We start from the raw sequence: 25,333 nt of genomic DNA, 5'->3' as shown, positions 1-25,333 counted from the left end.
CACACAAGAGGGAAATTTTCTAACATCGCTTGTCGAATGTGAACTATTGACATCGGCGCCGTGAAGCGGGGAAAGTTCCTCCCATGGCTGACGCCGCAGAGAGCTATTCCCCCATCATGGCCAGGATCCGGGGGGTCGAACCCACCCTGACCACCACCCACCGGCGCATCGCCGAGACGATCCTCGCCGAGCCCGCCGCCGTGGCCGCCTCCACCATCGGCGAGCTGGCCGAACGGTGCGGCACCTCGCTGACCACGATCACCCGCTTCTGTCGCGAGCTCGGCCTGGCCGGATACCCCGAGCTCAGGCTGGCGCTCGCGACCGAGCTGGGACGGAACGACGCCAGCTCCCGCGAACACGGATTGATCGCCTTCTCTCCCGACGACCCGATGAGCCTGGTGCTGCGCAGCCTGCTCGCCAGCGACATGCGGGCGATGGAGGAGACCGCGCAGCAGCTCGACCTCGTGGCCGTGGAGCAGGCGGTGAACGCCCTGGTCCGGGCCAGGTTCATCGACTTCTTCGCCGTCTCCGGCAGTGCGGGCGTCGCCATGGACCTGCACCTTCGGCTTCATGCCATCGGACGGCCGTGCGTCCTGTGGACCGACGTGCACAGCGCGGTCTGCAGCGCCAACGCCCGCGACCACCGCGACGTGGCGCTCGGCATCTCCCACTCCGGCACCACCGCGGAGGTCGTCGAGCCGCTGGCCGTCGCCAGGGAACGCGGCGCCACCACCATCGCGGTGACCAACTTCCCACGCAGTCCGCTCGCTGAGACGGCCGACATCGTGCTGACCACCGCGGCCCAGGACACCCCCTTCCGCGCCGGCGGCGTCGCCGCTCGGCACACCCAGATGCTCGTCCTCGACTGCCTCTACATCGGCGTCGTCCAGCGCACCCACGAAACCAGCAACCAGCTTTTGATCGCTGCCACTGAAGCGGTTTCCCAGCACCGCCTGCCCCACCGCTAGGAGTCCCCCGCATGCGACTGGCCGTACTCGCCGCCGCCGCTTTGATCTCCATCGCCGCCTGCGCCCCCAGCTCGCCCTCGGCCACCACCCCCACGACCGGCAAGGTCACGCTCTCCATCTGGGGCTGGGGACCCGAGGAGAACTACGACAAGATGTTCGCCGCGTACGAGAAACTCAACCCCGGCGTCGACATCGACGCCCGCTCCTTCACCACCGCCACCGAGTACGACACCATCCTGTCCACCGGCCTGGCCGGCGACAGCGGCCCCGACCTGGCCTGGCTGCGCGCGGGCCCACAGCTCCAGCCCCTGGTCGAGGCGGGCAGGCTGCTGCCGCTCGAAACCGCCGACATACCCGGCCTGAACGACTTCGACGAGGGTGTGCTGCGCGCCGCCAAGGGAGACAAGGACGGCAAGGTGTACGGCGTGCCATTCGCCGTCCAGACGCTGCAAGTCGTCTACAACAAGAAGATCTTCGCCGACAACGGCATCGTCCCGCCCCAGACCTGGGACGAGATGATCGCGGTGGCGGAGAAGCTCAAGGCCAAGAAGATCATTCCGTTCGCCTTCGGCGGCAAGGACGACTGGATGCTGCCCATCGTGGCCAGTATCTTCGGCACCGGCCACTGGGGCGGGGACGACTTCCTCAAGGCGGTCAAGGCCAAGGAGAAGAAGTTCGCCGACCCGCTGTTCGTCGAGGGCATCGACCTGCTCAACAAGCTCAAGCCGTATTTCCCCGACGACGTGGCCGGCGTTTCCTACACAGACGCGCAGATCCTGTTCTCCTCCGGAAAGGCCGCCATGTTCCCCGGCGGCCTGTGGGAGCTGAACTTCTTCGGCGAGCAGGCAAAAAACGTCGAGCTGGGCGTCTTCACCCCGCCCGCGCCCAAGGGACCGGGCCTGATGCCCGGTTTCACCGACGGCTCCTACGGCATCAACGCCAAGACCAAGCACAAGGCCGAGGCGCTGAAGTTCGCCTCCTGGCTCGCTTCCAAGGACTACGGCCAGCTCTACACCGACACTGTGCGGACCTTTTCCGCCGTTCCTGGGATCACGCCGAAGGACGCCCTGCTCAAGGAGGTGGCCGCCACGTTCGACACCAAGGGCGCCACCTACTTCATGAACGACTTCGCCTACGGCAACCCCAGCTCGGCGGCCGTCTTCTCCAAGGCCCTGCAGGAGATGCTGCTCGGCCGCATCACCGCCCGGCAGGCGGCGGAGAAGCTCGACCAGAGCGTGTCCACATGGCTCTAGCCGCGAAGCGGGGATCGGCCTACCTTTTCCTGATCCCCGCTTTCCTGCTCTACTCCGTCTTCGTCGTCTACCCGCTGTTCACCGGGCTGACCTTCAGCCTCTTCTCCTGGAAGGGCACGCTGCGCGACAGCTTCGCCGGCCTGGCCAACTACGCGGGGCTGCTCACGGAGTCCTTCCTCGACCAGCTCCTGCCCGCGCTCGGCCACAACTTCCTGATCTTCGCCGGCGGCGTGCTGGTGCAGAACACGCTGGGCCTGGCCTTCGCGCTGGCGCTGTCCCGGATACGGCGCGGCAAGCGTGTGCTCCAGACCATGTTCGCCCTGCCCTACCTCGTCAATCCGCTGGTCATCGGCTATCTCTGGACGCTGCTGCTCAGCCCTGCGTTCGGCCCCGTCAACGCGCTGCTCCGCCCTGCCGGGCTCGACATGCCCTGGCTCGGCGACCCCGCCACCGCGCTGCCGACCGTCATCCTGATCACCACGTGGCAGTGGGTGGGCTTCCCGATGTTGCTGTTCAGCGCCGCGCTGGGCGGCATCCCCCAGGAGTACGGGGAAGCGGCGCGGACCGACGGCGCCACCTCCTGGCAGGTCTTCAGGAGCATCACGTTGCCGCTGCTGAAGCCCGCGATGGCCACCATGACGGTTCTCACCTTCATCGGGTGCATGAACACCTTCGCCCTGGTCTATGCCCTCGGCGGTTCCAACGGCGCCCCCGCGGGCGCTACAGATGTGCTGGGCCTGCTGTTCTACCGCTCGGCCTTCGCCTCGGGTGACGTCAACGCCCTGGGCACGTCCTCGGCGCTGGCTGTCTTCATGTTCGCCTTCATCTTCGGCTGCACTCTCCTGCTGGAGCGAGTGCTGCGGAGGCGGGCATGAGAACGCTCTGGGTGAAGGCGCTGCTGTGGGGCTACGCCGTGTTCTCGATGGCGCCGCTGATCGTCATGGTGCTCAGCTCGTTCCGGTCCACCAGCGAGATCTTCGATGACCCGCTCGGCCTGCCCGGCTCACCGTCCTTCGGCAACTACGGCAAGGCGTGGACGGAGGCCTCCTTCTCGACCTACTTCACCAACTCGGTGCTGGTCGTGGTCTCGGCGGTGCTGCTCGGCACGGCGGTGTCGCTGCTGGCGGCCTACTCGCTCGGCCGCCGGATCTTCCGCGGGCGCAGCCTGTTCGCCGCCTACTTCATCTCCGGAATGACCCTGCCCGCGCACCTGGGCGTGCTGCCGCTGTTCTATCTGCTGGAGAGCATGGGCCTGGTCGACTCGCGCCTGGGCCTGATCCTGGTGTACGCGGCCGGCTCGATCCCCTTCAACGTCTTCGTGCTCACCGCCTTCTTCCGCCAACTGCCCTACGAGCTGGACGAGGCCGCCTCGCTCGACGGCGCGGGACCTTTCGCGATCTTCTGGCACGTGATGCTGCCTCTGGTCCGGCCGGCGATCGCGACCGTGGTCGTCTTCCAGTTCGTGCCGCTGTGGAATGACTTCTTCTACCCGCTGGTCCTGATGCGTGACGAGAGCAGGCTGACGCTGCCCGTCGGTCTCACCCACTTCTTCGGCCAGTTCCAGAACGACTGGGGGACGCTCTTCGCCGGGCTGGTGATGACGACGATCCCCCTGGTCGTGCTGTTCATGGTCGCCACTCGCCAGATCGTCGCCGGCCTGACCGCCGGCATGAACCGTTGAGGAAGAAACCCTATGGATCTCGTGACAGCTTTCGCCGCCGAGGCGCGCGGCCGCCTGGACGGCCTGGTGGCCGGTCAGCTGCCGGCCATCAGGCGGGCGGGAAGGTTGATCGCCGACTCGGTGCGGGCGGGCGGGGTGGTCCAGGCGTACGGCACGGGCCATTCGGAGGCCGTGGCGCTGGAGGTGGCGGGCCGTGCCGGCGGCCTCATCCCCACCAACCGCCTCACCCTGCGCGACCCAGTCGTTCTGGGCGGATCCTCTCCCGCCGACTTCGACCCGCTCGCCGAACGCGACCCGCAGACCGCGCACCAGGTGCTCGCCCTGCACCGGATCGAGCCCACTGACATCTTCGTGATCGCCTCCAACTCCGGCGGCAACGGCTCGACCGTCGAGATGGCCCGCCTGGCCAAGGAACGCTCGTTGCCGCTCATCGTGATCACCTCCCTCGCCCACACCCGGGCCATCTCCTCCCGGCATCCCTCGGGGCTGCGCCTGTTCGAGCTGGCCGACGTCGTGATCGACAACCTCGCCCCGTTCGGCGACGCCGTACTGGAGACAGAGCACGGACCCGTCTGCGGCATCTCCTCGATCACCTCCGCACTGGCCGTTCAACTCATGATCGCCGAGGCGATCGGCCTGCTCAGCGCGGCTGGAACCATCCCGCCCACCTATCTGTCGGCCAACATCCCCGGCGCTGACGCCCACAACGACGCGCTCGTGGCCCGCTACGCCGGGCGGATCAGGATCGGTGCCCTGTGAGCGTGACGATCGCCGCGTTCTGGCCGCCGCCCCCGCACGAAACCACCGTCGAACGCTACCGGCAGCTCGCCGACGCGGGGATTGACCTGGTGATCACCGGCAACTACCTCAACGACCCAGTCATACTCCGGCACTCGCTCGCCTGTGCCGACACGGTGGGGCTCGGCGTGCTCGTCGCGTCCGACCCTCGGATCGAGGTGCTCATGCGCGATCTGGAGGTGGACGAGCGGCAGACCCGTGCCGTGATCTCCCGGGTGATCGACGACTACGAGGGCTACAGGTCCTTCCGCGGCCTCAGCCTGATGGACGAGCCGTTCCCCGACCGCTTCCCTCGCCTGGCGATCGGCGTCTCCGAGGTACGGTCGCGTGGCCACCTCGCCTACGTCAACCTCTTCCCCAGCCACGTCACCGGCTCCTACGACGCGTACGTGGGCGACTTCCTGTCGGTGGTCCGCCCCTCTGTGCTCTCCTTCGACCGTTATCCCTTCCTGGCCTCGGGTGAGGACGACGGCTACTTCGCCGACCTGGCGACGATCCGCACCCATGCCACCCGCGCCGGGCTGCCCGCCTGGCTCTACCTGCAGACGCTCGCCTACGACGGTCACCGCGCCCCGACCTCCGCGGAGCTCGCCTGGCAGGTCAACACCGCCCTGGCCTACGGTTACACCGGGTTCCAGTACTTCACCTACTGGACGCCCGATCCGGCGCGCGGAGAAGGCTTCCAGCCGGCGTTGATCCACGACGGCGAGCCGACCGAGCGGTACGCCATGGTCCGCACGCTCAACACCGGCTGGCTCCGGCCCATCGGCGAAGAACTGTCCGGATTGCCGTGGACGGGTGTGGAGCACTCCTCGGACTTCCTGCTCGGCCGGTACGGCGAGCAGCACCTGTTCGTGTGCAACGCCCGCTTCGACACCCCCGTCGAGGTCATGCTCCCGGGCGGGCTGTCCGCCTACGACCCCGCCACGGGCACGTACTCGCCCTGCCCGGACACGTTCACCCTCGCCCCCGGCGCGGCGCGCCTGGTCCGCTGATGCTCTTCCTCGGCGTCGACGCGGGCGGCACCACGACCCGCGCCGCCATCCACACCGCTTCCGGCACGCGAGCCGGCTTCGGCACGGCAGGTGGCGGCAACCCCGCCGCCCACGGCTCGCCGGCCGCCGCCGCGGCCATCTCCACCGCCCTCGGCCAGGCGCTCCGCGGCATCGACCCCCGCTCGGTGCTCGCTTCAGTCGCCGGCGTGGCCGGCGCCGACGAGACCTTCTCGCTCGACGAGATCTGGACCGCGCACGGCCTCACCCACGCTCCCAGGCTGGTCAGCGACGTGGACATCGCCTACGCTGCCGGCACCTCCGCCCCCACCGGGACCCTCCTGCTGGCCGGCACCGGAGCCGCCGCCGCCCGGTTCGCCGACCGTTCGGTCGACGCCGTCACCGACGGCCTCGGCTGGCTCCTCGGTGACCTCGGCGGCGGCTTCTGGATCGGCCGGGCCGGGGTGGCGGCAGCCGTACGCTCCCTCGACGCGGGCGCTGAGCCTGGCCCTCTGGTCCACCTTGTGACCAATCACTTCGGCGTCCCCGCCCCCGCCGCACCCGAGCGCGCCCGGCACCTCGCCGAGGTCATCGTCCGGCTCGCCCAGAAGGACCGCATGACCCTGGCCTCCGCTGCCCCCCTCGTCTCCCGGGCGGCCCTCGCCTCCGACCCCCTCGCCACCCGCATCGCGCTCCAGGCCGCCGAACACCTCGCTTCCGCTGCTGCCCGGCTGCACCGCACCGGCCCGATCGTGGTCGGCGGCAGCGTTCTGACCAGCGAAGGACCCGTCCGTTCCGCCGTGCTGGCGCGTCTGTCCGGCAAGGTCGTCACCGCTCGTGACGGTGCCGGCGCGGCCGGTTGGCTCGCCGCCCTCGACCACCAGGGCGATGCGTTGAACTCTCATCGCCGGTTCACCGGATCGACGTCCTGACCCCTCCTGCTCGGCGTCGCCGGTTTCCATCGGCTCGCCGCGGCGAGAGCACCACGACGTTGCCCGTGGCCAGAGCGGGTCCGAGCTTCGGCGATCGGAGGGTTCCACGTCGGCGGGTCCGGCCTCGTGCTCGGAGCCCGCGCCCCTACAGGGTGATGTCCTTGCCCTGCTTGAGGGCGGCGACCTCATAGGTCTCGGCGGAGGTCGCGTCCAGGAATCGGGAAACCTCATCGGGCCGCGTGTCATAGAAGCCGTCGATGTGGGATCCGTCGTAGTGGATCGGCACCGCGATCCTCGCGCCCAGCAGGCGCGCAGCCACGGTCGCCTGGCCGGCGTCGAGCGAGGCCGGCCAGGGACTCGGGGGCTGACAGCGCGGGAAGCACACGGTCGGCCCGTTGATGGGAGTGAGCACCGCGTCGAACGGCCCGAACCGATGGGCGGCGCGCCACCAGTAGCCATGAAACATGCTGTCGCCCAGGTGCAGCACGCGCTTTCTGAACCGCTCCGGGATCGGTGGAGACTCTACGGGTTGACTCCCGCCGCCGGTTGGGGCCGGTGTTGAGCGTAGTAGACGGCCTCGTGTTCGGTGGGCGGGACGTCGCCGATCGCGGTGTGGAGTCGCTGGCGGTTGAACCAGTCGACCCATTCGGCGGTGGTGAACCGGACCGTCTCCCGCGGCCAGTCGGTCATTCTCAACGGCATCACCCGTGACCCGGACGGCGACCGGTTGACCAGCACCTGGTGGCAATACAGCGATGCGGACACCTACCCTGGCACCGTTGCGCTCCCTCAGACCTCGCAAGCGCGCCACCACATCGAGCTTCCGCGTGCCCCAGGACGCGCTGCCCGGCCAGACGATTCACCTGATCCTGCAGACAACGGGACAACGGCTCGCCAACGCTCACGTCGTACCAACGTGTGGTGCTCACAGTGAAGGGCTGAAACCGGCGGGACGTGAAGGCGCTCCGCTCGCCGGATAGGAGCGCCGGATTGCTGCGACGATCCCCCCGCGAAACCGTGCGTGCCGCTCCTCGCGGCACGCTGATGCGGTGCTGGAGTGCGTCGGCACCGCCGAGGAGCTGTTCTACTCCCGCGTCGGTCTGCGCCCGCCCCGGTGCGCGCCTATCTGCCCGACCTGATTCAGCGAACCTTCGACGGCCGGATCGAGCCGGGCAAGGTCTTCGACCTGACCCTGCCGCTGGGGTCACACGAGGCGCTTGATCTCCCCGTACGCACGGTAGAAGCCGCCCCGCCCGGCAGGCCGTACCCCTTCGACGAGGTAGCGGGCGCCCGCCTCCCGGATGTCCTTCGGGAACTGCACGTTCCACCCCTCGTACCCCGGGCTGATCACGCGCACCCGCAGCCGCTCGCCCTGCTGCTCGCACTCCACGACCACGCCGTCGCCGATGTGCGTGGTCGTCTCCACCACGACCGACGGCTCCACCACCGCCAGCGACGCCGCCGCCTTGACGTCCACCGGATGGGGGACGGTGCCCTGGCGGGCCGCGGCGATCGCCGCCTCGCTGGCGTCGATGCAGGCCAGCGAGCCGTCGGTGGTGACGATGTAGAGGCGGTCGTCGAGGAACTGCATGGAGAAGGCCGACCCGCAGCCGGTGCCGAGCTTCCACAGCCGCTCGCCGGAGGTGTCGAAACAGTAGATGGAGGAATGGCTGTCGCCGGCGAACACGTGGCGGCCACCCGGAGACGTGGCGCACGAGTAGACGGGGGCGTCGCACCGGTAGACGGCCTCGACGCGGCCGTCACCCTTGGCCAGGCGATGTACGGTGTGGCGGGCCGTGCCCGCGTACACGGAGTGGGCCTCCTGCCAGCCGAACAGGACGCCGTCGGCCGTCCGGTTCTCCCACACGAGCGAGCCGTCGGAGATGTCGTAGCGGGCGACGCCGCCGGAGTGGCCTCGGTAGACGGCGTCGTCGTCGCACCTGACCATCCAGGCCGACTCGCCGCCGCCTGGACGCGCCCACTGGAACTCGTCCTCGTAGTCGATCGCGGTGACCCGGCCGGCCCGGTCGGACACGCCGAGGACGCCGTCGTGGACGTCCAGCCAGTAGATGTCGACGTCGGCCGCGATCTCGTAGGCGGCCCGGGGCACCTTGCCGCTCAGGTCGTACACGCGGCCGTCGTCGCAGCCGGCGTAGATCCAGAAGTCGTCGGCGACGATGCACTTGACGCCGTCCGGAAGCCGGAAGCGGCCCGTCACGGTGCCGGAGTGGGCGACGGTGTAGACGTCGCCGCGCTGGTTGCCGACCCAGCAGCGCTGCTCGTCCACGAAGATGCCGAACGCGGCGGCACCGCTGTTGAACCGCCACAACACGGGCGCCTGCCGGGCGGTCGAGCGGGTGCTCGCGATCGCCCTGCGGGTGATCGCCCGGCGCTGGCGCACCCCGCGCACGGCCGGCGCGTAGCCCTTGCGGGTCTTCTCGCCGATCTTCTTGGCCGCGGCCGCCTGGGCCTTCGCCGCGGAGGGGAACGCCGCGACCTTCGTCTGGCCGCTCTCGCCGATGCGCCCGTAGGTGATCGTCACCTCGGTGCCGGCCACGGTCACCTCGTAGAACTTGTGTGATCCGCTGCCGTCCTCCGACAGCTCCAGGTACGTCATGTCTGCGGTCTCCATGTGCCGAGCTTGATCAACTGCCCGGGACACTAGAGCACGGGGGCGACAAAGTCGCGTTTTTCCTGTTCATGAGGCTGCTGGGCCCTTGCGGGGCGGGGCGGATGATTTGCCGCCGACATTCCTCAGCCCGCCTGCGCCCTACGACCTGGCCGGTGCCCTCGTCGAGGGTGACGGCCCGCGAACTCCGTAGTGCCACGGTTGACCGGGTTCACGGACCGGCGAGGAGGACCTGTGTTCGGTTCCTAAAGGGCCTTGCAGGTTCCGGGGGGTTGGGGGCGTATGGGGAAGTGCGCGGCTAGTCCGGTGATCAGGAGCAGCCGCTTGACCTGTGGCGATATCCCGGACAGGAGGAACGGTGTCGCAATGCGTCGCGCGTGATCGTTGATGCTCACCAGAGCGCCCAAACCGGCCGCGTCGATGAACGACAGCCCGCTCAGCTCCATGACGACCTCGTCGATCTTCCGGTGCCCGTGGTACGTCTGCCGCAGGATGTCGAGCAGGTGGTCACGTAGGACCGAGGTGGTGGCGATGTCCAGCTCCCCGGAGACGTGCACGATAACTGTCGCCCCCTGACGGCTTGTCGTCAGGTGCAGTGGCTCCATGGGCTCGGCTCCCCTGTTGTGTTCCCACACTGGAACATCTGCCGACTGGGGGAGCCGTCTCCCCATGAGGACCCTCGCGAGTCCGGAGACATACCCGGCCGCCAATTCGACACCTGACGTGGCGCGGGGTCCGGACGTCACGAGGAATCGCAAATGCGATTTGTACCAGATGTGTGGATTATTACTTTGTGTAGCCGTGTGCTTCCAGAAAGAAGTGTACAAGTCCGTAGCTGCTCGCAAGGCCAGAGTCGTGATAACAACCGAAAATGATGACCGCACTTCCGTAACAACACTGACCTGCGTCGTTGGCAAGGCGGGCAACCTTCGCAATCGACCCATTTGCCCCCTCCGGGGTGGACGGGTTTTCTGGGCGCCGCTCGATGCGGGTGGTCGGTCGACCGTGGGAAGCGGAGGGCCGGTGGGGTTCGAGTTGGCGGACCTTGGTGATCGCGCTTGGATCGCCCCTGAGCGGATGAGCTCCCGGTCAGCGCGGGCAGAGGCCCAGCCAGATGAGTGTGCACAGCGTGTCGAAGGCGTCCTCGATGCCCGGCTGGTCCCAGTCGGCCGCGTGCACGGGGTCGTGGAAGCGGATCGTGGCGTCGAACACCGCTCGCGCCGTCGCGGCCGGGTCCGGGGTGACGAGTTCGCCCTTGGCCAAGCCGGTGGTGATGATCTGCTGGAGCTGTCCCACGAGGTCCGCGACGTGCCGCTCGATCACCTGACTCGCCTCGCCCACCAGCACCGTGTACGTCGCGAACAGCTCCGGGTCGTCGAGCGCCTTCTTGCGCTTGGCCGCGAACAGCGCCGACAGCCACGCGCGGAGCCGTACATCGGCCGGCCCGTCCGCCGCCATGACGGCGGTGAGCAGCGTGTGCGACTCGTCCAGCCACCGCTGCGTGACTGCCTCCCGCAGCGCGGCCTTGCTGGGAAAGTGCCGGTACACGCTGCCGTGACTGACCCCGAGTGCCCGGGCGACGTCGACGACCGTGGCCTTGGCGGGGCCGTACCGGCGGAGGACGTCCTGAGCCGCGGTGAGGATCTGGTCGGGCGTCAGGATGCCATCTGTCATATATCCAATTCTGTCAGTGCTCGCTGTCCAGGTGGGCCATCTGCGGAGCCGCGTAGCGGTCGCCGGCGGCGGCGTCGGCGGGGATGGCGGCCTCGATGCGGGCCAGGTCATCGGCCGTGAGCGTCACGTCGAGGGCGCCCAGGGCTTCGGCGAGGCGGTCGCGGCGGCGAGCTCCGACGAGCGGCACGATGTCGGTGCCCCGCGCGCCGACCCAGGCGATGGCCAGTTGCGCGACCGTCGCCCCCTTGGCCTCGGCCAGCTCGCGGAGGGCTTCGACGAGCGTGAGGTTGTGCGCCAGGTTGTCGCCGGAGAAACGGGGGCTGGCGGCGCGGAAGTCGTTGCCGGCCAGCGCGCGGTCCTTCGACCAGTGGCCGCTCAGCAGCCCGCGTGACAGCACGCCGTACGCGGTGATGCCGATGCCCAGCTCGCGGCAGGTGGGCAGGATCTCGGCCTCGATGCCCCTGGACAGCAGGGAGTACTCGATCTGGAGGTCGCTGATGGGGTGGACGGCGTGCGCGCGCCTGATCGTCTCGGCGCCCACCTCCGACAGGCCGATGTGGCGGACGTGGCCCTTGGCGACCTCCTCGGCGATGGCGCCGACGGTCTCCTCGATGGGGACGCTCGGGTCGACTCTGGCGGGGCGGTACACATCGACGTGGTCGGTGCCGAGGCGGCGCAGGGTGTAGGCGAGCGCGGTCCTGACGGCGGACGGGCGGGCGTCGTAGCCGAGCCAGTTGCCGTCGTAGTCGCGCTGGGCGCCGAACTTGACGCTGATCTGTACGGAGTCGCGGTCGCGGCCTTCCAGCGCCTGCCGGATGAGCAGCTCGTTGTGGCCCATGCCGTAGAAGTCGCCGGTGTCGAGGAGGGTGATGCCGGCGTCGAGGGCGGCATGGACGGTGGCGATGGACTCGCTCTCGTCGGCCGGGCCGTAGAGGTCGGACATGCCCATGCAGCCAAGGCCGAGATCGGACACCCGTGGTCCGTTGTCTCCCAGAGTTCTCATGCTGACCACTATGGCATTACAGATGACAGATTTCAATATCTGTCATCTGCTCTGCCTTCCTTGTGTCCGGGCCGTGCCGGCGGCCCGATCGCCGACTGCTGGCAGGTGCCGATCACGTGAGCCCACAAGATCTCGTCGGCCGGGCCGAGCGGCCTGTTCTCCCAGGGACGTGAGCAGTACGTCCACTCGTGTGTGTTGTCCACTCTCTCGACCATCACCAGGCCTGTGCGGCGATCGCAGTGGTGGTAGTAGGCGACGTCGCCCCTGGTGTAGTAGTCGGACGGCACGCACACACGGGCGACGGCGTGGGCTGTTCCATCGAGGGCGGTGCCGGTGGAGAGCGCGAGCGTGGCACCGATCACGATGGCCGCCACGGCGGCTGGCGACTTTCTCATCATTTTTCGTCCTTCCCCGGCCTAGGGAACGTGAGCGGCTTCAGTCTGGCACGACAGGGATACTCTCCGTGATGGTGTTCGCCGTGGTTCGCCGGGCCGCCCGCCGAGCTAGGGTTGCCGAGTGCACATCGACGAACTGCTGCAGGCCATTCCGCCCGGGTGGCTCTGTGCTCTGGTCGGCCTGGTGATCGGGATCGAGAGCCTCGGCATCCCGCTGCCGGGCGAGATCGTGCTGGTCAGTGCCGCGCTCCTGGCCGCCAAGGGGGTCGTCAGCCCGGTGTGGGTGGGCGTCTGCGCGAGCGCGGGGGCGATCGTCGGCGACTCCATCGGGTACGCCATCGGGCGCAAGGGCGGCAGGCCGCTGTTCGAGCGGCTCGGGCGCCGATTCCCCAAGCACTTCGGGCCCCGCCACATCGGCAGGGCCGAGCACTACTTCGACAGGTTCGGGGTGTGGGCCGTGTTCGTCGGGCGGTTCATCGCGTTGCTGCGCATCCTGGCCGGTCCGCTGGCGGGGGCGTTGCGCATGCCGTACTGGAGGTTCCTGGTCGCGAACGTGCTCGGCGGGATCGTCTGGGCGGGCGGCACCACCGCGGTGATCTTCTATCTCGGGGTGGTCGCCGAGAAGTGGCTGAAGGGGTTCTCGTGGGTGGGGCTGGTGGCGGCGGTGCTGTGCGGCATCGCCACCACCTGGTTCGTCAAGCGGCGGGCCGCCTCAGCGCTCGATGAGGGTGACCTCGAGGGAGTAGAGCGAGGCCCGATAGACGTGTGAGCCGTGCTCGACGGCCCTGCCCTGGTCGTCGTAGGTGGTGCGGAGCATGGTGAGGAGCGGGGCGCCGCGCCGTTCGTCCAGCAGCTTGGCCTCGGCCTGGGTGGCCGCGCGGGCGCCGATGCGCTGGTTGGCGACCCGCATCCGCACACCCGAGCCGCGCAGCAGCTCGTACAGGCCGCGCCCCTCCAGGTCGGCCGCCGTCAGCTGGGCCAGGCCCAGCGGCAGCCAGTTGTGGAGCACGGCCAGCGGCTCACCGGCGGCGAAGCGGAGCCGTTCGAGGTAGAGCACCTCGGAGCCGGGTTCGACGCCGAGGATGGCGGCGATCTCCTCGGGCACCGGCCGGGGCTCCAGGGCCAGGACCTGGGTCGCCGGTTCCTGGCCCGCGCGGCGCAGGTCGTCGTACAGGCTGGTGAGCTCGACCGAGCGCTTGACCTGGCCGTGCACCACCTGGGTGCCGACGCCGCGCTTGCGGACCAGCAGGCCCTTGTCCACCAGATACTGGATGGCCTGGCGGATGGTGGGCCTCGACAGGCCCAGCTTGTCGGCGAGCAGGATCTCGTTGTCCAGCCGGGAGCCGGGCGCCAGGTCGCCTCGCCGGATCGCCTCGGCGATCTGCTCGGCCACCTGGAAGTAGAGCGGCACAGGGCTGGAGCGGTCCAGCTCGATCGCCAGGTTCGCGGTCATGCTGATCAGATTAACCGAGGTCAGAATGTCCTGACAATTAGCGCCGCTCAGAAATATGACATCATGTCTTGACATAATGGTGCTGGCTCGCCGCCCGCCCCTTCGTTCGGAGCGGTGGGCCGCCCCGCTGACGGCGTCCGAAGGGGAGGGGGAGCGGCCGATGAGGGCCCTGCTGCTGGACTTCGGCGGTGTGCTCGTCGAGGGCGTCACGCGTCCGTCGTGGGCCGCCGAACTGGCCGGGGAGGTGCACCGGCGGTTGATCGGCGCCGGGTGTACCGAGCTGGGCGCGGCCGACGCGGAGATCGACATCAGGGCGGGCGTGGCGGCCGACAAGTGCTGGAAGGACGCCATGTCCAGGCCGCGAGCGCCCAGGGAGCTGACGCACCGCGAGTTCTGGAGCGACTTCGTCGCCGCCGACTGGCCCGAGGCCGCCCGTGCCGTGGTGACGGCCGAGGCCACCGCCCTGTGCAAGCGGATGGGCGAGCTGCGGCAGCACTGCGAGCTGCGTCCCGGCATCCCCGAGTTACTGGCCGCCTGCCGGGCCAGGCAGGTGCCGGTGGCGGTGGTGAGCAACGCGCGGTGCGGGGTGGTGCACCGCGACTTCCTGGCCGCCCGGGGCGTCGAGGTGGCGCAGCAGGTCTACAGCGACGAGGCCGGCGTCAGGAAGCCGAACCCGGAGATGATCTGGATCGCCACCCGCGCGCTCGGCGTCGATCCGGCGGACGCCTGGTACGTCGGCGACAACCTCGACAGAGACGTCGTCTGCGGCCGGCGCGCCGGAGTGGGCATGACCGTGCTGATGACCTCGAAGAGCACGGCCCGCATCCCGTACCGGGTACGACAGCGCCCGACGGCCGTCGTGGACGACGCCTTCGCCCTGATGGAGAAGCTATTGGAGGAGACATGGACGTGACACGGTTGCTCGGCACCGCCTCGGAGGCGGCCAGGGCGGTCGGACCGAGGCTGCGCGAGGCGTTCAGGTCGCGGCCCCCGGTCGCCACCAAGCGTGACTTCCACGATCCGGTCACCGAGCATGACCGGGCCGCGGAGGAGACGATCCGCGCCGTCATCACCGCCTATTGGCCAGACAGTGCGATCGTGGGCGAGGAGGGCGGTGTCACCGGCTCCGGCGAGCTGCGCTGGTATGTCGACCCGATCGACGGCACCGCCAACTTCGCCGTCGGCCTGCCCTTCTTCTGCGTCTCCATCGCCGCCGCGGTGGACGGCGAGCTGGTGGCGGGCGTCGTCTACGACCCGGTGCGCGAGGACGAGTTCACCGCCTCCACCGAGGGCGCCTGGTGCAACGGCACGCCGATCCGCAGCAAGGGGGCGGTGACCGACCGGGAGGCGATGCTGCTGTCCAGCTATCCCACGCCGCTGGACCTGGCGGCCGAGGGCGAGCAGGCGCTGCACCGCTACGGCCGCTTCCTGGAGTCGTTCGCCGCGGTGCGTCGGCCGGGCAGCGCCGCGCTCAAGCTCGCGCACGTCGCCGCCGGGTGGGCAGACGCCGCGTACGGCACGCACTCCAGCCCTTGGGACGTGGCGGCGGGCGCCCTGCTGGTACGCCAGGCGGGCGGCGTCTACATCGGCGATCCGCTGGAGAAGGGTGACTATCTGGCCTGCGTCGGCGGCTTCGACCTGCGCGGCTCCGTCCTCGCCGAAGTGGCGCCCTGATCGGTCCGGCGCTCATCGCGCGGTCCACCGAGCTGACCCGGATCAGCAAGTGACCTGGGCGCCGACCTGCGCCGTATGCATGCGAGAGAAGATCGCCTAGGGTGGCTCTCGTGCATCAGCCGTCGATTAGTCACAACAAGCCAGGAAGAGGCGAAACTTTTCGCCGGTCGCGCGGGCGGCTCGCCGTATGCATATGAAGGTCGTGGCCGAGCGGCTGCGGTGCCTGCGCGGCGCGCGTGGGCTGTCGATGAAGGCGGCCGCCGACGCGGCCGGGCTGAACACCTCCACGATCTACCGCATTGAACACGGCTTCGTCGCGCCGCGCGAGTCGACCGTGCGCCTCCTGCTGGCCCTGTACGGCGAGCAGGCGCACGAGCGGGCGTTGCTGTCGCTGCTGCGCGGCGAGCGCCCGCCCGGCTGGTTCGACGCGCCGCGGGTGCCGCTGTGGCTGACCGGCTTCCTCGAACGGGAGGACCAGGCGCAGGTCATCTACACCTACGGCCCACAGCACGTCCCGGCGCTGCTGCAGACCCGCGCCTACGCCGAGGCCGCGGTCCGCGCCGCCCACCACCCCGGCGTCACCCCCGAGCAGGTCAACGGCGGCGCCGACCTCATCATGCGCAGGCAGGAGCTGCTCGAGCGGCCCGGCGGCCCGCACCTGTGGGCGGTGCTCGACCGCAAGGCGCTCCTCGACCCGCCGCTGACCCGCTCCGGCGACCGGCTGGAGCAACTGGACGCGCTGGTCTCGGCCACCAAGCAGCCCACCATCGCCGTGCAGATCGCCCGGCCCAGCGCCGACACCGGCTACCTCTACCACGGCGCGCCGTTCACCCTGCTGCGCTTCCCGGAGCGGGACAGGCCCGACATGCTGGTGCTGCACCTGCTGCACGGGCCGGTTCTCGTCGAGGACCGGCGGCAGGCGGAGGACTACCAGCAGGCGTTCGCCCGGCTGTCGGTGTCGGCCTTCCGCGTGGACGACACCTTCGACGTGCTCGACACGGTCCGCGGGACGCTCGCCGGCTGAGAGGATGGGACTTTTCAAGGCGGCTCGACGGAGGCGACGTGGCGACCGAAGGCGACAGCCCGGTCACGTCCTTGGCGGGTGTCAGCACGGCCCGGATGTACGACGCCGCCCAGGGCGGCAAGCAGAACTTCGCCGCCGACCGTGCGGCGCTCCGGGCGGCGCGGCGGATCAGCGCGGACGCGGGCACCGCGCTCGTCGCGCACCACCAGCACGTGGGCCGGGTGGTCCGCCACCTGGCCGAGGCAGGCGCCGAGCAGTATGTGCTGGTCGGCACCGGGCTGCCCGGCCAGGGCCACGCCCACGAGGTCATCCATGAGATCTACCCGATGGCCCGGGTGGTCTACGCCGAGCGCGACCCGTACATGCTGGCGTACGCCGAGGCGATCATCGGCCGTGGCACCGACCGGGTCAGGATCGTCGGCTGCGACCTGTCGCGGCCGGCCGGCCTGCTGGACGACCCGGTGGTGCGTACGTTCGTGGACTGGGAGCGGCCCGTGGTGGTGGGCGTGCTGTCCACGCACGAGATCCCCGGCGGCGACACCGCCCAGCTCGCCAGGCTGCGCGCGGCCATGGTGCCCGGCAGCCACCTGTGGCTGACCGTGATCAGCCTCGACGGCTACGACGACGCGGTACGCCGGGCGGTGGCGGCCAGTCATCGTGAGCTCGGCCTGGTCATGCACCTGCGCACCCGTGAGCAGGCGCTGGCCCTGTTCGACGGCCTCGACCTGCTGGATCCCGGGCTGGTCTGGGTGCCGCAGTGGCGTCCCGACGGCACCGAGGTCGAGATCGCTCCGGCTCGTACGGGCTGGCTGGGGGGAGTGGCCAGGATCAGGTGAGCACTGATGCCCGGTCAGTGCCCCTTGCGAAAGTCGCCGGCCTGGCGGACGTGCTCGATCATGATGCGCTCGGCCGCGACGCCGTCGGCGCCGTCGAGCGCGGCCAGGATGCCCTCGTGCGCGTCGAGCTGCATCTTGACCTGCTCGGCGTCGAGCCACAGTGAGGCCTCGGCGGGCACGGGGAGGCTGTCGCGCACCGCTCTGGCGTGCTGGCCGAGGAAGGCCGGGCCGCCGATGTCGGCGATGCGCAGGTGGAAGAGCCTGCTCTGCTCGCCCAGCCGGTCGTTTCTGCCCTCCTCGGCGTCGCGGACCATCGAGGCGTGCAGCTCGCGCAGCCCGGTCAGGTCGGCGGTGGTGATCCGGGAGGCGGCCAGACGGGCGCCCAGGCCCTCGACGACCGCGCGCAGGCCGTAGTACTCCTCCACCGCCTCGTCGCCCAGGTCGACCACGGTCGCGCCGTGATGGGCCTCGTAGCTGATCAGCCGGTCCTTCTCCAGCCTGCGCAGCGCTTCGCGGACCGGGGTGACCGAGACGCCCAGCCTGCGGGCCACCGCCCCGGCGCGCAGGGCGGTGCCACCGGGGATCCTGGCCGTGCGGATCTCGTCGAGCAGCACGCTGTAGACGTATTCGGCCTTGCTCATGGGCGGCCGCGGCTCGCTGGTCGGCATGTCCATCAGTGTCCCGCAATTCAAGACGACGGTTGACCTATGAGATATTTCTTATAAGTTACATGTTCATGACTCCCCTCGCTGACCTGCGGGTCATCGACGCCGCCACGTTGTTCGCCGGGCCATCCGCCGCGATGATGCTCGGTGACTTCGGCGCCGACGTGATCAAGATCGAGCATCCCCGCCGCGGCGACCCGTCACGCGGGCACGGCGCCTCGGTCGACGGGGTGGGCCTGTGGTGGAAGACGCTGTCGCGCAACAAGCGCGCCGCCGCGGTCGACCTGTCGCGCGCCGAAGGGCAGGAGATCCTGCGCCGCCTGGTCGAGCGTTCCGATGTACTGGTCGAGAACTTCCGCCCCGGCACCCTGGAACGCTGGGGCCTGGCCCCCGGCGACCTCATGGACATCAACCCGCGCCTGATCGTGGCGCGGATGACCGGCTTCGGGCAGTTCGGCCCGATGGCCAAGCAGCCCGGCTTCGGCACGCTGGCCGAGGCGATGAGCGGGTTCGCGGCCATGACCGGCCAGCCGGACGGCCCGCCCACGCTGCCGCCGCTCGCCCTGGCCGACGGCATCGCCGGGCTGGCCATGTCGTACGCCGTCATGGTCGCCCTGCGCGCCCGTGAGCAGAGCGGGCGCGGCCAGATCATCGACATGGCCATCATCGAGCCGATCCTGGGCCTGCTCGGGCCGCAGATGAGCGCGTTCAAGGCGCTCGGCGTCGTGCCCCAGCGCACCGGCAACCGCTCCAGCAGCAACGCGCCGCGCAACACCTACCGCACCCGCGACGGCCGCTGGCTGGCCATCTCCACCAGCGCCCAGCCCATCGCCGAGCGCGTGGTCACTCTGGTCGGCCGGCCCGACCTGGTCGAGCAGCCCTGGTTCGCCAGCGGCCACGGCCGGGTCCAGCACGTCGACGAACTCGACGAGGCCGTCGCCTCCTGGATCGCCGAACGCGACGCCGAAGAGGTCGTCGCCCGCTTCGAGGAGGTCCAGGCGGCCATCGCCCCCATCTACGACGTCTCCGACATCGCCGAGGACCCGCAGTACGCGGCTCTGGACACCTTCATCGAGGTGCCGGACGAGGAACTGGGCTCGGTCACCATGCAGAACGTGCTGTTCCGCCTGTCGGACACGCCCGGCGCGGTCACCTGGCCGGGGCGGCGCCTCGGCCACGACACCGACCAGGTGCTCGGCGAGCTCGCCTACAGTCCCGAGGAGATCGCCCGGCTGCGCGAGGACGGGGTGATCGCATGAGCGTCCCCGTCACCTGGCTGTACGTCCCCGGCGACCGGCCCGAGCGGTTCGACAAGGCCGTCGCCTCCGGGGCCGATGTGGTCATCATCGATCTGGAGGACGCCGTCGTGCCCGCCCGCAAGGACGAGGCCAGAGCCAACGCCGTCGCCTACCTGGCGCGCCGTACCGGATCCGCCGAGGTGCACGTCCGGATCAACGACCTGGCGAGCGGGCGCGGGCGGGACGACCTCGCCGCGCTCGGTGGCCTGGCAGGGCTCGACGCGGTCCGGCTGCCCAAGGTCGAGTCGGCCGGCGTGCTGGACGGGCTGGCCGTCAAGGCGTACGCGCTGCTGGAGTCGGCGGCCGGGATCGTCGCCGCCCACACCATCGCCGCCCACCCGGCCGTGGCGGGCGTCGCGCTCGGCGAGCAGGACCTGGCGGCCGAGCTGTCGATCACCGACGAGACGGCCATGAACCACCTGCGACTCCAGGTCGTCCTGGCCGCCGCGGCCGCGGGCCTGCCGCCCGTGCCGATGTCGGTCTACCCCGATGTCCAGGACGAGGCGGGCCTGGCGGCCTCCTGCCGGGCGGGCCGCGCGCTCGGCCTGTTCGGCAGGACCGCCATCCATCCGCGCCAGATCCCGGTGATCAGGCGGGCGTTCAGCCCCACGCGGGAGGAGACGGACCGGGCCACCGAGATCGTCCAGGCCGCCGAGGAGGCCGAGCGGGCCGGGGCAGGCGCCGTCGCGCTGCCGGACGGACGCTTCGTCGACGCGCCGATCGTCGCCAGGGCCCGCCGAACCCTCGCCCTCGCCGAGCGCCTCGCGCCCGAGGACTTTTCTTAACCATCCCCCCATTGGAGGCAATTTCGTCATGGGCAGCGCCGTCTGGGCACTCCTCGCCTACATCGCCATCATCGTCGTCTGGAACGGCGTGCTGAAACGCAACATCGGTGAGGCGATGCTCATCGGGTTCCTCGGGGTGTGCCTGTTCGGCGGTACCGGATTCTTCGGCCTGGCCTGGGCGGGCATCTCCGACGCGCTGGCCGAGGAGGTCGTGTTCGCCGCCCTGGCGTTCGTGTTCATGGGCTACCTGCTCACCAAGCTGGGGTTGATCCAGGAGCAGGTGACGGTGCTCAACTCGATCTTCGGGCGGCTGCGCGGCGGCGCCGGATACGTCTCCACCTCGGCCGCGGCGCTGCTCGGCGGGCCCGCCGGCTCCGGCTCCGGCATCGCCGCCTCGGTGGGGTCGGTGACGATCCCGTGGATGACCAGGTCCAACTGGCGGCCCGACCTGGCCGCCGCGCTGGTGGCGGGCAACGCCGGGCTGGGCATCTCGATCCCGCCGAGCTCGTCGATGTTCCTGCTGCTCGGCTCGGCCGCCGTGGCGCCGGTGCTGACGGCCGACCAGTTGTTCGTGCCGGCGCTGGTCGGCGGGCTGTGGACCGTGCTCTACCGCTTCATCGTCGTGTTCGTCTGGGTGCGGCGCCACCGCATCGAGGCCACCGACGCCGCCGACCTGATCCCGCTGCGGGCCGCCCTGCGCGCCGGATGGGCGTCGCTGCTGGTGTACGCGGGCATCGCCGTGCCGGTGGTCCTGACGCTCGACTTCGGCGTCAAATGGATGGAATCACGCGTCGGCGAGGCCGCGGACGACATCAGCATCGTCGTCTGGATCCCCGTGCTGACCGTGCTGGCCACGCTCGCCGTCGCCTGGAAGCGGCTGCCGCGCACCGGGCGCGCCTGGAGCGAGCTGCTCGGCGACATGGCCCCGCGGTACGCGGTGATCGGCGCGACGCTGTTCTTCGCCTTCGCGGCCGCGGCCAGCCTGGGCGAGCTCGGCCTGGTCGACCAGCTCACCGCGATCATGAAGGAGCTGGACGCGCCGGCGGTCGTCATCGCCACGCTGGTCGGGCTGCTGATCGTGATCATCGCGGCGCCGCTGACCGGGACCGCGACGATCGCCGCCGTCGGCGGTGTGGCCTTCAGCGCGCTGACGGCGGCCGGAGTCGCGCCGGTGGCGGCGGCCACCGCCATCATGATCTTCGCCTCCACCGAGGGCGCCTCGCCCCCCGGCGCGGCCCCGATCTACATCGCCAGCGGCATCGCCGGCATCGACCCGGCCAGGATCTTCGCCCGGCTCATCATCTGGTTCGTCGTCCCGGTCCTGGCCCTCGGCGTGCTGGTGGCGACCGGCGTGCTGCCGATCTGATCGAAAGGACCCTCGCAGTGGACACCCTCAAGCGCGCGACGATGACCCTTTTCAAGATCGGGCTGGTCGTGTTCCTCGCCCTCGGCGTCGCGGTGGTGCTGGCCCAGGCCGCCGGCCTGGTCGCCGGTGACCCGGGGCTGGTCTCCGGCGCCGTGTCGAACCTCGGTATGGCGATGACCGTGGCGGCCGGGGTCACCGGGCTGCTCGGCTTCGTGATGTCGTACCTGTTCAAGTGGAAGGCGGGGGAGGACTAGGCGGAGCCGGGCGCCCAGCGGGCCCGCAGCTCGGCGTCCTCCGGCGGCGGGCCGGGCAGCGGCCGCTTGTCCGGCGGCAGCCGCAGCGAGTCGAGCACCAGCGCCAGGTAGCGGTGCCTGAGCTGCTCGGTGCGCCCGTGGTCGCCCAGCTTGACCGAGGCGAGCTGCTCGAACAGCAGCGCCACGTCCGACACCGTGATGTCCGGCCGGAGCACCCCCGCCCCGGACGCCTTGCCGTGCACCTGGATGGCCAGGTCACTGGCCCGCATGGCGGCCTGATAGAGCTCCTCCGTCGGCTGGAACGTCCCGGCCAGCGCGATCGTGAGAGAGTGGGTGTCGGCGTCGACGATCTCCCGCATGTAGGTGGCGAAGGCGTCCCAAGGGTCGCCCTGGTCGGCCATCGCCTTCTCCGCGGCGGCGATGTACAACGTCAGCCCGTCGAAGCAGAGCTTCTGCAACAGGGTCTCCTTGCTGGGATAGCGCCGGTAGAGGGCGCTGATCCCGACGCCCGCCCGCTCGGCCACGGAGGCGATCGGGGCACCGGGGTCGGCGGTGAACACCGCCCGTGCCGCCTGGAGGATCAACTCGTCGTTGCGGGCGGCCTGTGCCTTGCGGCCGCTCATCGGTGCAGAGGTCATGCGCCCAGCATACGGGAACAGATAATTCCGTTCTACTAATCTGCGTGGGCGCGTGTGGGCCGATCTTACGTCCTGACATCACGGCCAAAAGATGATCAGACCATTAGTCCGCATGTCTATACAAAGAGATGACATTGGGGTAGAACCAGGGCGAGCCCGTTGGTCTTGGAGGTGTCGGATGAGACGAATCCCGATCGTGGTGGCGTTGCTGGGCGCTCTGACGTTGAGCGGCTGCTCCTCGGCGCAGCAACCCGGCGCGCAGAGCAGTGCCCCCGCCGCCGGATCCGCGCCCGCCGCGGCGAGTGGCGGCACCTTCGCCGTCATCACCCACGCCGGACCCGGAGACTCCTTCTGGGACGTGGTCAAGAACGGCGCCGAGGCCGCAGGTAAGCAGTACGCCGCGAAGGTCACCTATCAGGGCGACGGCGACCCGGCCAAGCAGTCGCAGCTCATCGACCAGGCGGTGTCGGAGAAGGTCGACGGCCTGGTGGTGTCCATGGCCAACCCCGACGCGCTCAAGGAGTCCATCGGCAAGGCCGTCGCCGCCAAGATCCCCGTCGTGACGATCAACTCCGGCGGTGACTCCTCCAAGGCGTTCGGCGCCATCACCCATGTCGGTCAGTCCGAGGAGGTGGCCGGGCGCGGCGCGGGCGAGCAGCTCAAGGCAGCCGGTGTCACCAAGCTGCTGTGCGTCATCCACGAGGCCGGCAACGTCGGCCTCGACCAGCGGTGCAAGGGTGCCGAGGCCACGCTCGGCGGCACGGTCGAGCGGCTGCAGGTCGACGTGAGCAACCTGGCGGACGTGACCTCCAAGGTCACCGCCAAGCTCCAGTCCGACAAGCAGGTCAATGGCGTGCTCACGCTCAACCCGGCGGTCGCCGTCGCGGCCCGCGACGCCATCAAGGACGCCGGGACGCAGACCAAGCTGGGCACGTTCGACCTGTCGGGCGACGTGGTGAGCGCGATCAAGGACGGGGACATCCTGTTCGCCGTGGACCAGCAGCAGTATCTGCAGGGCTACCTGCCGATCGTCTTCCTCTACCTGTACAAGAACAACCTCAACACCGTCGGCGGCGGCCTGCCGGTCAACACCGGCCCCGGCTTCGTGACCAAGGACAACGCCGAGCAGGTGGCCAAGCTGGCCGAAGCCGGCACCCGATGACCGTCGCCCCCACTGTCTCCTCCGACGAACGGATCGGCAAGGTCGGCCTGGCACGCCGGCTGCTGATCCGCCCGGAACTGGGCGCGGTCGTCGGCCTGATCGCGGTGTTCGTGTTCTTCGCCGCCCAGTCGCCGGTGTTCCGGTCACCCGCCGGCATCGCGAACTGGCTCGACCCGGCCGCGACACTCGGCATCATGGCCGTCGCGATCGCGCTGCTGATGATCGGCGGCGAGTTCGACCTGTCGGCCGGCGTGCTGACCGGCACGACCGGGCTCATCCTGGTCACGCTCGCCACCCGCTACGGCTTCGACGTGTGGACGGCCATGCTCGTCGGGCTGGTCGTCGCGCTGGTCATCGGATTCGCCAACGGGATGATCGTCACCAGGACCCGGCTGCCCAGCTTCATCGTGACGCTCGGCACGTTCCTCATGCTGCAGGGCATCAACCTGGGCGTCACCAAGGCGCTGACCGGCACCGTCCAGGTCAGCGGCCTGCGCAGGGCCCAGGGCTACGAGCTCGCCCGGACGATCTTCGCGGGCACCATCGAGATCGGCGGCACCTCCTTCCGCGTGGCGATCCTGTGGTGGGTGTTCGTCACCGCCGCGGCGACCTGGGTGCTCATGCGGTCCAGGGTGGGCAACTGGATCTTCGCGGTCGGCGGCAACGAGCAGGCCGCCCGCGCGGTCGGCGTGCCCGCCGCCCGTACCAAGATCGCGCTGTTCATGACGACCGCGGTCGCCGCCTGGCTGGTCGGCTCGATCCTGGCCCTGCGGTACACATCCGTGCAGGCCAACATCGGCATCGGGCAGGAGTTCATCTACATCATCGCCGCCGTGATCGGCGGGTGCCTGCTCACGGGCGGGTACGGCTCGGCGATCGGCGCGGCCATCGGCGCGGTGATCTTCGGCATGGCCGACAAGGGCATCGTCTTCCTGGGCTGGGACGCCGACTGGTTCAAGTTCTTCCTCGGCGCGATGCTCCTGCTGGCCACACTGGCCAACCGCCTGGTCCGGCGGTACGCCGAGGAGGTGAAGCATTGATCATCCAGACGCGCGACATCGGCAAGGCCTTCGGCTCGGTGCTGGCGCTGCGCGATGTGTCGATGAGCGTCGAGGCGGGCGAGGTCACCTGCGTCCTGGGCGACAACGGCGCCGGCAAGTCGACGCTCATCAAGATCCTCGCCGGGGTGCACCAGCACGACACCGGGTCGTTCCTCGTCGACGGCTCCGAGGTGCGCTTCGGCAGCCCGCGAGAGGCGCTGGATCGCGGCATCGCCACCGTCTACCAGGACCTGGCGATGATCCCCCTGATGTCGGTCTGGCGGAACTTCTTCCTCGGCTCCGAACCCCGCAAGGGCCTGGCCTTCGACGTGGCCACCGCCCGCCGGGTGGCCCGCGAGGAACTGCGGGCCATGGGCATCGACATCCGCGACGTCGACCAGCCCGTCGGCACGCTGTCCGGTGGCGAGCGGCAGTCGGTGGCGATCGCCAGGGCCGTCCACTTCGGCGCCCGCGTGCTCATCCTCGACGAGCCCACCTCGGCGCTGGGCGTCAAGCAGGCGGGCGTCGTCCTGCGGTACATCGCCCGGGCCCGCGACCGGGGGCTCGGCGTGGTGTTCATCACGCACAATCCCCACCATGCCTATCCGGTGGGAGATCGGTTCCTGCTGCTCAACCGGGGGACGAGCCTGGGCGAGTACGGCAAGGGGGACATCACGCGGGAGGAACTGACCGGGTTGATGGCGGGAGGGGCGGAGCTGGAGCAGTTGTCGCATGAGCTGGACCGGGAGTGAGACTCGGCCTTGCCGTAATGCGGCGGTAATCGGGGCCGGATTCGTGTTCTGCTGGGCGGCA

General features: G+C 69.9%; 30 protein-coding genes. 20 read left to right on the top strand and 10 right to left on the bottom strand.

What is annotated here, in order from left to right; all coding sequences use genetic code 11:
• The first annotated feature begins 83 nt into the window (after positions 1-83).
• Genes ACGFNP_RS01980 through ACGFNP_RS01950 form a run of 7 tightly spaced genes read left to right on the top strand, consistent with a single transcriptional unit; the run spans position 84 to position 6,624 of the window.
• On the top strand, positions 84-968 hold the full coding sequence (locus ACGFNP_RS01980; protein WP_393313763.1) for a MurR/RpiR family transcriptional regulator: 885 nt from the start codon (positions 84-86) through the stop codon (positions 966-968).
• 11 nt (positions 969-979) lie between these two features.
• Positions 980-2,221, top strand: coding sequence for an ABC transporter substrate-binding protein (locus tag ACGFNP_RS01975; RefSeq protein ID WP_393313760.1), 1,242 nt, complete (start codon positions 980-982; stop codon positions 2,219-2,221).
• Positions 2,212-3,096, top strand: a complete 885-nt coding sequence (locus tag ACGFNP_RS01970; protein WP_393313757.1) for a carbohydrate ABC transporter permease — start codon at positions 2,212-2,214, stop codon at positions 3,094-3,096. Before ACGFNP_RS01975 ends, ACGFNP_RS01970 begins: the two co-directional genes overlap by 10 nt.
• Positions 3,093-3,902, top strand: a complete 810-nt coding sequence (locus ACGFNP_RS01965) for a carbohydrate ABC transporter permease (RefSeq protein ID WP_393313754.1) — start codon at positions 3,093-3,095, stop codon at positions 3,900-3,902. Before ACGFNP_RS01970 ends, ACGFNP_RS01965 begins: the two co-directional genes overlap by 4 nt.
• A gap of 12 nt (positions 3,903-3,914) precedes the next feature.
• Positions 3,915-4,661, top strand: a complete 747-nt coding sequence (locus tag ACGFNP_RS01960; RefSeq protein ID WP_393313751.1) for a sugar isomerase domain-containing protein — start codon at positions 3,915-3,917, stop codon at positions 4,659-4,661.
• Positions 4,658-5,695: a hypothetical protein gene (locus ACGFNP_RS01955; protein WP_393313748.1), complete on the top strand. Its 1,038-nt coding sequence runs from the start codon at positions 4,658-4,660 to the stop codon at positions 5,693-5,695. Before ACGFNP_RS01960 ends, ACGFNP_RS01955 begins: the two co-directional genes overlap by 4 nt.
• The gene (locus tag ACGFNP_RS01950) at positions 5,695-6,624 is read left to right on the top strand and encodes a BadF/BadG/BcrA/BcrD ATPase family protein (protein WP_393313745.1); all 930 of its coding nucleotides are present in this window, start codon (positions 5,695-5,697) and stop codon (positions 6,622-6,624) included. The genes ACGFNP_RS01955 and ACGFNP_RS01950 overlap by 1 nt, the downstream gene beginning before the upstream one ends.
• A gap of 145 nt (positions 6,625-6,769) precedes the next feature.
• Here ACGFNP_RS01950 and ACGFNP_RS01945 read toward each other — a convergent pair whose 3' ends face one another.
• Together ACGFNP_RS01945 and ACGFNP_RS01940 are read right to left on the bottom strand one after the other, a co-directional pair.
• Positions 6,770-7,090, bottom strand: coding sequence for a hypothetical protein (locus ACGFNP_RS01945; RefSeq protein WP_393313742.1), 321 nt, complete (start codon positions 7,088-7,090; stop codon positions 6,770-6,772).
• A 56-nt stretch (positions 7,091-7,146) separates the two neighbouring features.
• Positions 7,147-7,389 carry a hypothetical protein gene (locus ACGFNP_RS01940; protein WP_393316639.1) on the bottom strand — a complete coding sequence of 81 codons (243 nt, stop codon included), beginning with the start codon at positions 7,387-7,389 and terminating at the stop codon, positions 7,147-7,149.
• Between ACGFNP_RS01940 and ACGFNP_RS01935 the strand changes: the two genes are divergently transcribed.
• On the top strand, positions 7,277-7,558 hold the full coding sequence (locus ACGFNP_RS01935) for a hypothetical protein (RefSeq protein ID WP_393316565.1): 282 nt from the start codon (positions 7,277-7,279) through the stop codon (positions 7,556-7,558). The genes ACGFNP_RS01940 and ACGFNP_RS01935 overlap by 113 nt on opposite strands.
• A gap of 270 nt (positions 7,559-7,828) precedes the next feature.
• On the opposite strand, the gene ACGFNP_RS01930 is transcribed toward ACGFNP_RS01935, so the two are convergent.
• The 5 genes from ACGFNP_RS01930 to ACGFNP_RS01910 form a co-directional block, all read right to left on the bottom strand.
• The gene (locus ACGFNP_RS01930; RefSeq protein ID WP_393313739.1) at positions 7,829-9,256 is read right to left on the bottom strand and encodes a WGR domain-containing protein; all 1,428 of its coding nucleotides are present in this window, start codon (positions 9,254-9,256) and stop codon (positions 7,829-7,831) included.
• A gap of 242 nt (positions 9,257-9,498) precedes the next feature.
• The gene (locus tag ACGFNP_RS01925) at positions 9,499-9,858 is read right to left on the bottom strand and encodes an STAS domain-containing protein (RefSeq protein WP_358333987.1); all 360 of its coding nucleotides are present in this window, start codon (positions 9,856-9,858) and stop codon (positions 9,499-9,501) included.
• Between the two features lie 484 nt (positions 9,859-10,342).
• Positions 10,343-10,927 (bottom strand): TetR family transcriptional regulator, encoded by a 585-nt coding sequence (locus ACGFNP_RS01920; RefSeq protein WP_358333984.1) that lies wholly within the window; start codon positions 10,925-10,927, stop codon positions 10,343-10,345.
• A gap of 13 nt (positions 10,928-10,940) precedes the next feature.
• Complete coding sequence (locus ACGFNP_RS01915) at positions 10,941-11,930, bottom strand: aldo/keto reductase (RefSeq protein WP_358333982.1); 990 nt, start codon at positions 11,928-11,930, stop codon at positions 10,941-10,943.
• A gap of 32 nt (positions 11,931-11,962) precedes the next feature.
• Positions 11,963-12,325 (bottom strand): DUF6355 family natural product biosynthesis protein, encoded by a 363-nt coding sequence (locus ACGFNP_RS01910; protein WP_393313734.1) that lies wholly within the window; start codon positions 12,323-12,325, stop codon positions 11,963-11,965.
• Between the two features lie 121 nt (positions 12,326-12,446).
• Here ACGFNP_RS01910 and ACGFNP_RS01905 point away from each other — a divergent pair, with 121 nt between their 5' ends.
• Entirely contained in the window at positions 12,447-13,094 is a 648-nt protein-coding gene (locus tag ACGFNP_RS01905; RefSeq protein WP_393313731.1) for a DedA family protein, read from the top strand.
• Here the strand turns inward: ACGFNP_RS01905 and ACGFNP_RS01900 are convergent.
• On the bottom strand, positions 13,038-13,778 hold the full coding sequence (locus ACGFNP_RS01900; protein WP_358333973.1) for a GntR family transcriptional regulator: 741 nt from the start codon (positions 13,776-13,778) through the stop codon (positions 13,038-13,040). The two genes, ACGFNP_RS01905 and ACGFNP_RS01900, sit on opposite strands and share 57 nt — an antisense overlap.
• Before the next feature lie 160 nt (positions 13,779-13,938).
• On the opposite strand from ACGFNP_RS01900, the gene ACGFNP_RS01895 reads away from it, so the two are divergent.
• From ACGFNP_RS01895 to ACGFNP_RS01880, 4 genes are all read left to right on the top strand, one after another.
• On the top strand, positions 13,939-14,691 hold the full coding sequence (locus ACGFNP_RS01895; protein WP_393313728.1) for an HAD family hydrolase: 753 nt from the start codon (positions 13,939-13,941) through the stop codon (positions 14,689-14,691).
• On the top strand, positions 14,682-15,452 hold the full coding sequence (locus ACGFNP_RS01890) for an inositol monophosphatase family protein (RefSeq protein ID WP_393313725.1): 771 nt from the start codon (positions 14,682-14,684) through the stop codon (positions 15,450-15,452). Before ACGFNP_RS01895 ends, ACGFNP_RS01890 begins: the two co-directional genes overlap by 10 nt.
• 193 nt (positions 15,453-15,645) lie before the next feature.
• The gene (locus ACGFNP_RS01885; RefSeq protein WP_393313722.1) at positions 15,646-16,476 is read left to right on the top strand and encodes a helix-turn-helix domain-containing protein; all 831 of its coding nucleotides are present in this window, start codon (positions 15,646-15,648) and stop codon (positions 16,474-16,476) included.
• 38 nt (positions 16,477-16,514) lie between these two features.
• Positions 16,515-17,312 (top strand): SAM-dependent methyltransferase, encoded by a 798-nt coding sequence (locus tag ACGFNP_RS01880; protein ID WP_393313719.1) that lies wholly within the window; start codon positions 16,515-16,517, stop codon positions 17,310-17,312.
• A gap of 14 nt (positions 17,313-17,326) precedes the next feature.
• Here the strand turns inward: ACGFNP_RS01880 and ACGFNP_RS01875 are convergent, their stop codons facing one another.
• Entirely contained in the window at positions 17,327-17,980 is a 654-nt protein-coding gene (locus ACGFNP_RS01875; RefSeq protein WP_393313716.1) for a GntR family transcriptional regulator, read from the bottom strand.
• 68 nt (positions 17,981-18,048) lie between these two features.
• On the opposite strand from ACGFNP_RS01875, the gene ACGFNP_RS01870 reads away from it, so the two are divergent.
• From ACGFNP_RS01870 to ACGFNP_RS01855, 4 genes are read left to right on the top strand one after another with little or no spacing between them, the layout of a single operon-like run.
• The gene (locus ACGFNP_RS01870) at positions 18,049-19,236 is read left to right on the top strand and encodes a CoA transferase (RefSeq protein ID WP_358333958.1); all 1,188 of its coding nucleotides are present in this window, start codon (positions 18,049-18,051) and stop codon (positions 19,234-19,236) included.
• Positions 19,233-20,060 (top strand): CoA ester lyase, encoded by an 828-nt coding sequence (locus ACGFNP_RS01865; RefSeq protein ID WP_358333955.1) that lies wholly within the window; start codon positions 19,233-19,235, stop codon positions 20,058-20,060. Before ACGFNP_RS01870 ends, ACGFNP_RS01865 begins: the two co-directional genes overlap by 4 nt.
• 28 nt (positions 20,061-20,088) lie before the next feature.
• Positions 20,089-21,426 (top strand): TRAP transporter large permease subunit, encoded by a 1,338-nt coding sequence (locus ACGFNP_RS01860; protein WP_393313713.1) that lies wholly within the window; start codon positions 20,089-20,091, stop codon positions 21,424-21,426.
• Positions 21,427-21,443: 17 nt separating this feature from the next.
• Positions 21,444-21,680, top strand: coding sequence for a hypothetical protein (locus tag ACGFNP_RS01855; protein ID WP_393313710.1), 237 nt, complete (start codon positions 21,444-21,446; stop codon positions 21,678-21,680).
• Here ACGFNP_RS01855 and ACGFNP_RS01850 read toward each other — a convergent pair.
• Entirely contained in the window at positions 21,677-22,318 is a 642-nt protein-coding gene (locus tag ACGFNP_RS01850; protein ID WP_393313707.1) for a TetR/AcrR family transcriptional regulator, read from the bottom strand. The two genes, ACGFNP_RS01855 and ACGFNP_RS01850, sit on opposite strands and share 4 nt — an antisense overlap.
• Before the next feature lie 178 nt (positions 22,319-22,496).
• On the opposite strand from ACGFNP_RS01850, the gene ACGFNP_RS01845 reads away from it, so the two are divergent.
• From ACGFNP_RS01845 to ACGFNP_RS01835, 3 genes are read left to right on the top strand one after another with little or no spacing between them, the layout of a single operon-like run.
• Positions 22,497-23,480 carry a sugar ABC transporter substrate-binding protein gene (locus ACGFNP_RS01845; RefSeq protein WP_393313704.1) on the top strand — a complete coding sequence of 328 codons (984 nt, stop codon included), beginning with the start codon at positions 22,497-22,499 and terminating at the stop codon, positions 23,478-23,480.
• Positions 23,477-24,520 carry an ABC transporter permease gene (locus ACGFNP_RS01840; RefSeq protein ID WP_358333940.1) on the top strand — a complete coding sequence of 348 codons (1,044 nt, stop codon included), beginning with the start codon at positions 23,477-23,479 and terminating at the stop codon, positions 24,518-24,520. The genes ACGFNP_RS01845 and ACGFNP_RS01840 overlap by 4 nt, the downstream gene beginning before the upstream one ends.
• A complete protein-coding gene (locus ACGFNP_RS01835; protein WP_358333937.1) occupies positions 24,517-25,272 on the top strand; it encodes an ATP-binding cassette domain-containing protein in 756 nt (251 codons plus the stop codon). Before ACGFNP_RS01840 ends, ACGFNP_RS01835 begins: the two co-directional genes overlap by 4 nt.
• Positions 25,273-25,333: the final 61 nt, after the last annotated feature.

It is taken from the genome of Nonomuraea sp. NPDC049269, from assembly GCF_043197155.1.
Classification (GTDB): Bacteria; Actinomycetota; Actinomycetes; order Streptosporangiales; family Streptosporangiaceae; genus Nonomuraea.
The sequence above is the reverse complement of the archived record's forward strand: the minus strand, read 5'-3'. Positions and strand labels throughout refer to the sequence as shown.

Coding starts and splice junctions, on each gene's coding strand:
- ACGFNP_RS01980 (WP_393313763.1), top strand. CDS start 84: ATGGCTGACGCCGCAGAGAGCTATTCCCCCATCATGGCCAGGATCCGG.
- ACGFNP_RS01975 (WP_393313760.1), top strand. CDS start 980: ATGCGACTGGCCGTACTCGCCGCCGCCGCTTTGATCTCCATCGCCGCC.
- ACGFNP_RS01970 (WP_393313757.1), top strand. CDS start 2,212: ATGGCTCTAGCCGCGAAGCGGGGATCGGCCTACCTTTTCCTGATCCCC.
- ACGFNP_RS01965 (WP_393313754.1), top strand. CDS start 3,093: ATGAGAACGCTCTGGGTGAAGGCGCTGCTGTGGGGCTACGCCGTGTTC.
- ACGFNP_RS01960 (WP_393313751.1), top strand. CDS start 3,915: ATGGATCTCGTGACAGCTTTCGCCGCCGAGGCGCGCGGCCGCCTGGAC.
- ACGFNP_RS01950 (WP_393313745.1), top strand. CDS start 5,695: ATGCTCTTCCTCGGCGTCGACGCGGGCGGCACCACGACCCGCGCCGCC.
- ACGFNP_RS01945 (WP_393313742.1), bottom strand. CDS start 7,090: ATGTTTCATGGCTACTGGTGGCGCGCCGCCCATCGGTTCGGGCCGTTC.
- ACGFNP_RS01930 (WP_393313739.1), bottom strand. CDS start 9,256: ATGGAGACCGCAGACATGACGTACCTGGAGCTGTCGGAGGACGGCAGC.
- ACGFNP_RS01925 (WP_358333987.1), bottom strand. CDS start 9,858: ATGGAGCCACTGCACCTGACGACAAGCCGTCAGGGGGCGACAGTTATC.
- ACGFNP_RS01920 (WP_358333984.1), bottom strand. CDS start 10,927: ATGACAGATGGCATCCTGACGCCCGACCAGATCCTCACCGCGGCTCAG.
- ACGFNP_RS01915 (WP_358333982.1), bottom strand. CDS start 11,930: ATGAGAACTCTGGGAGACAACGGACCACGGGTGTCCGATCTCGGCCTT.
- ACGFNP_RS01910 (WP_393313734.1), bottom strand. CDS start 12,325: ATGAGAAAGTCGCCAGCCGCCGTGGCGGCCATCGTGATCGGTGCCACG.
- ACGFNP_RS01900 (WP_358333973.1), bottom strand. CDS start 13,778: ATGACCGCGAACCTGGCGATCGAGCTGGACCGCTCCAGCCCTGTGCCG.
- ACGFNP_RS01895 (WP_393313728.1), top strand. CDS start 13,939: ATGAGGGCCCTGCTGCTGGACTTCGGCGGTGTGCTCGTCGAGGGCGTC.
- ACGFNP_RS01890 (WP_393313725.1), top strand. CDS start 14,682: ATGGACGTGACACGGTTGCTCGGCACCGCCTCGGAGGCGGCCAGGGCG.
- ACGFNP_RS01885 (WP_393313722.1), top strand. CDS start 15,646: ATGAAGGTCGTGGCCGAGCGGCTGCGGTGCCTGCGCGGCGCGCGTGGG.
- ACGFNP_RS01875 (WP_393313716.1), bottom strand. CDS start 17,980: ATGCCGACCAGCGAGCCGCGGCCGCCCATGAGCAAGGCCGAATACGTC.
- ACGFNP_RS01870 (WP_358333958.1), top strand. CDS start 18,049: ATGACTCCCCTCGCTGACCTGCGGGTCATCGACGCCGCCACGTTGTTC.
- ACGFNP_RS01865 (WP_358333955.1), top strand. CDS start 19,233: ATGAGCGTCCCCGTCACCTGGCTGTACGTCCCCGGCGACCGGCCCGAG.
- ACGFNP_RS01860 (WP_393313713.1), top strand. CDS start 20,089: ATGGGCAGCGCCGTCTGGGCACTCCTCGCCTACATCGCCATCATCGTC.
- ACGFNP_RS01850 (WP_393313707.1), bottom strand. CDS start 22,318: ATGACCTCTGCACCGATGAGCGGCCGCAAGGCACAGGCCGCCCGCAAC.
- ACGFNP_RS01845 (WP_393313704.1), top strand. CDS start 22,497: ATGAGACGAATCCCGATCGTGGTGGCGTTGCTGGGCGCTCTGACGTTG.
- ACGFNP_RS01840 (WP_358333940.1), top strand. CDS start 23,477: ATGACCGTCGCCCCCACTGTCTCCTCCGACGAACGGATCGGCAAGGTC.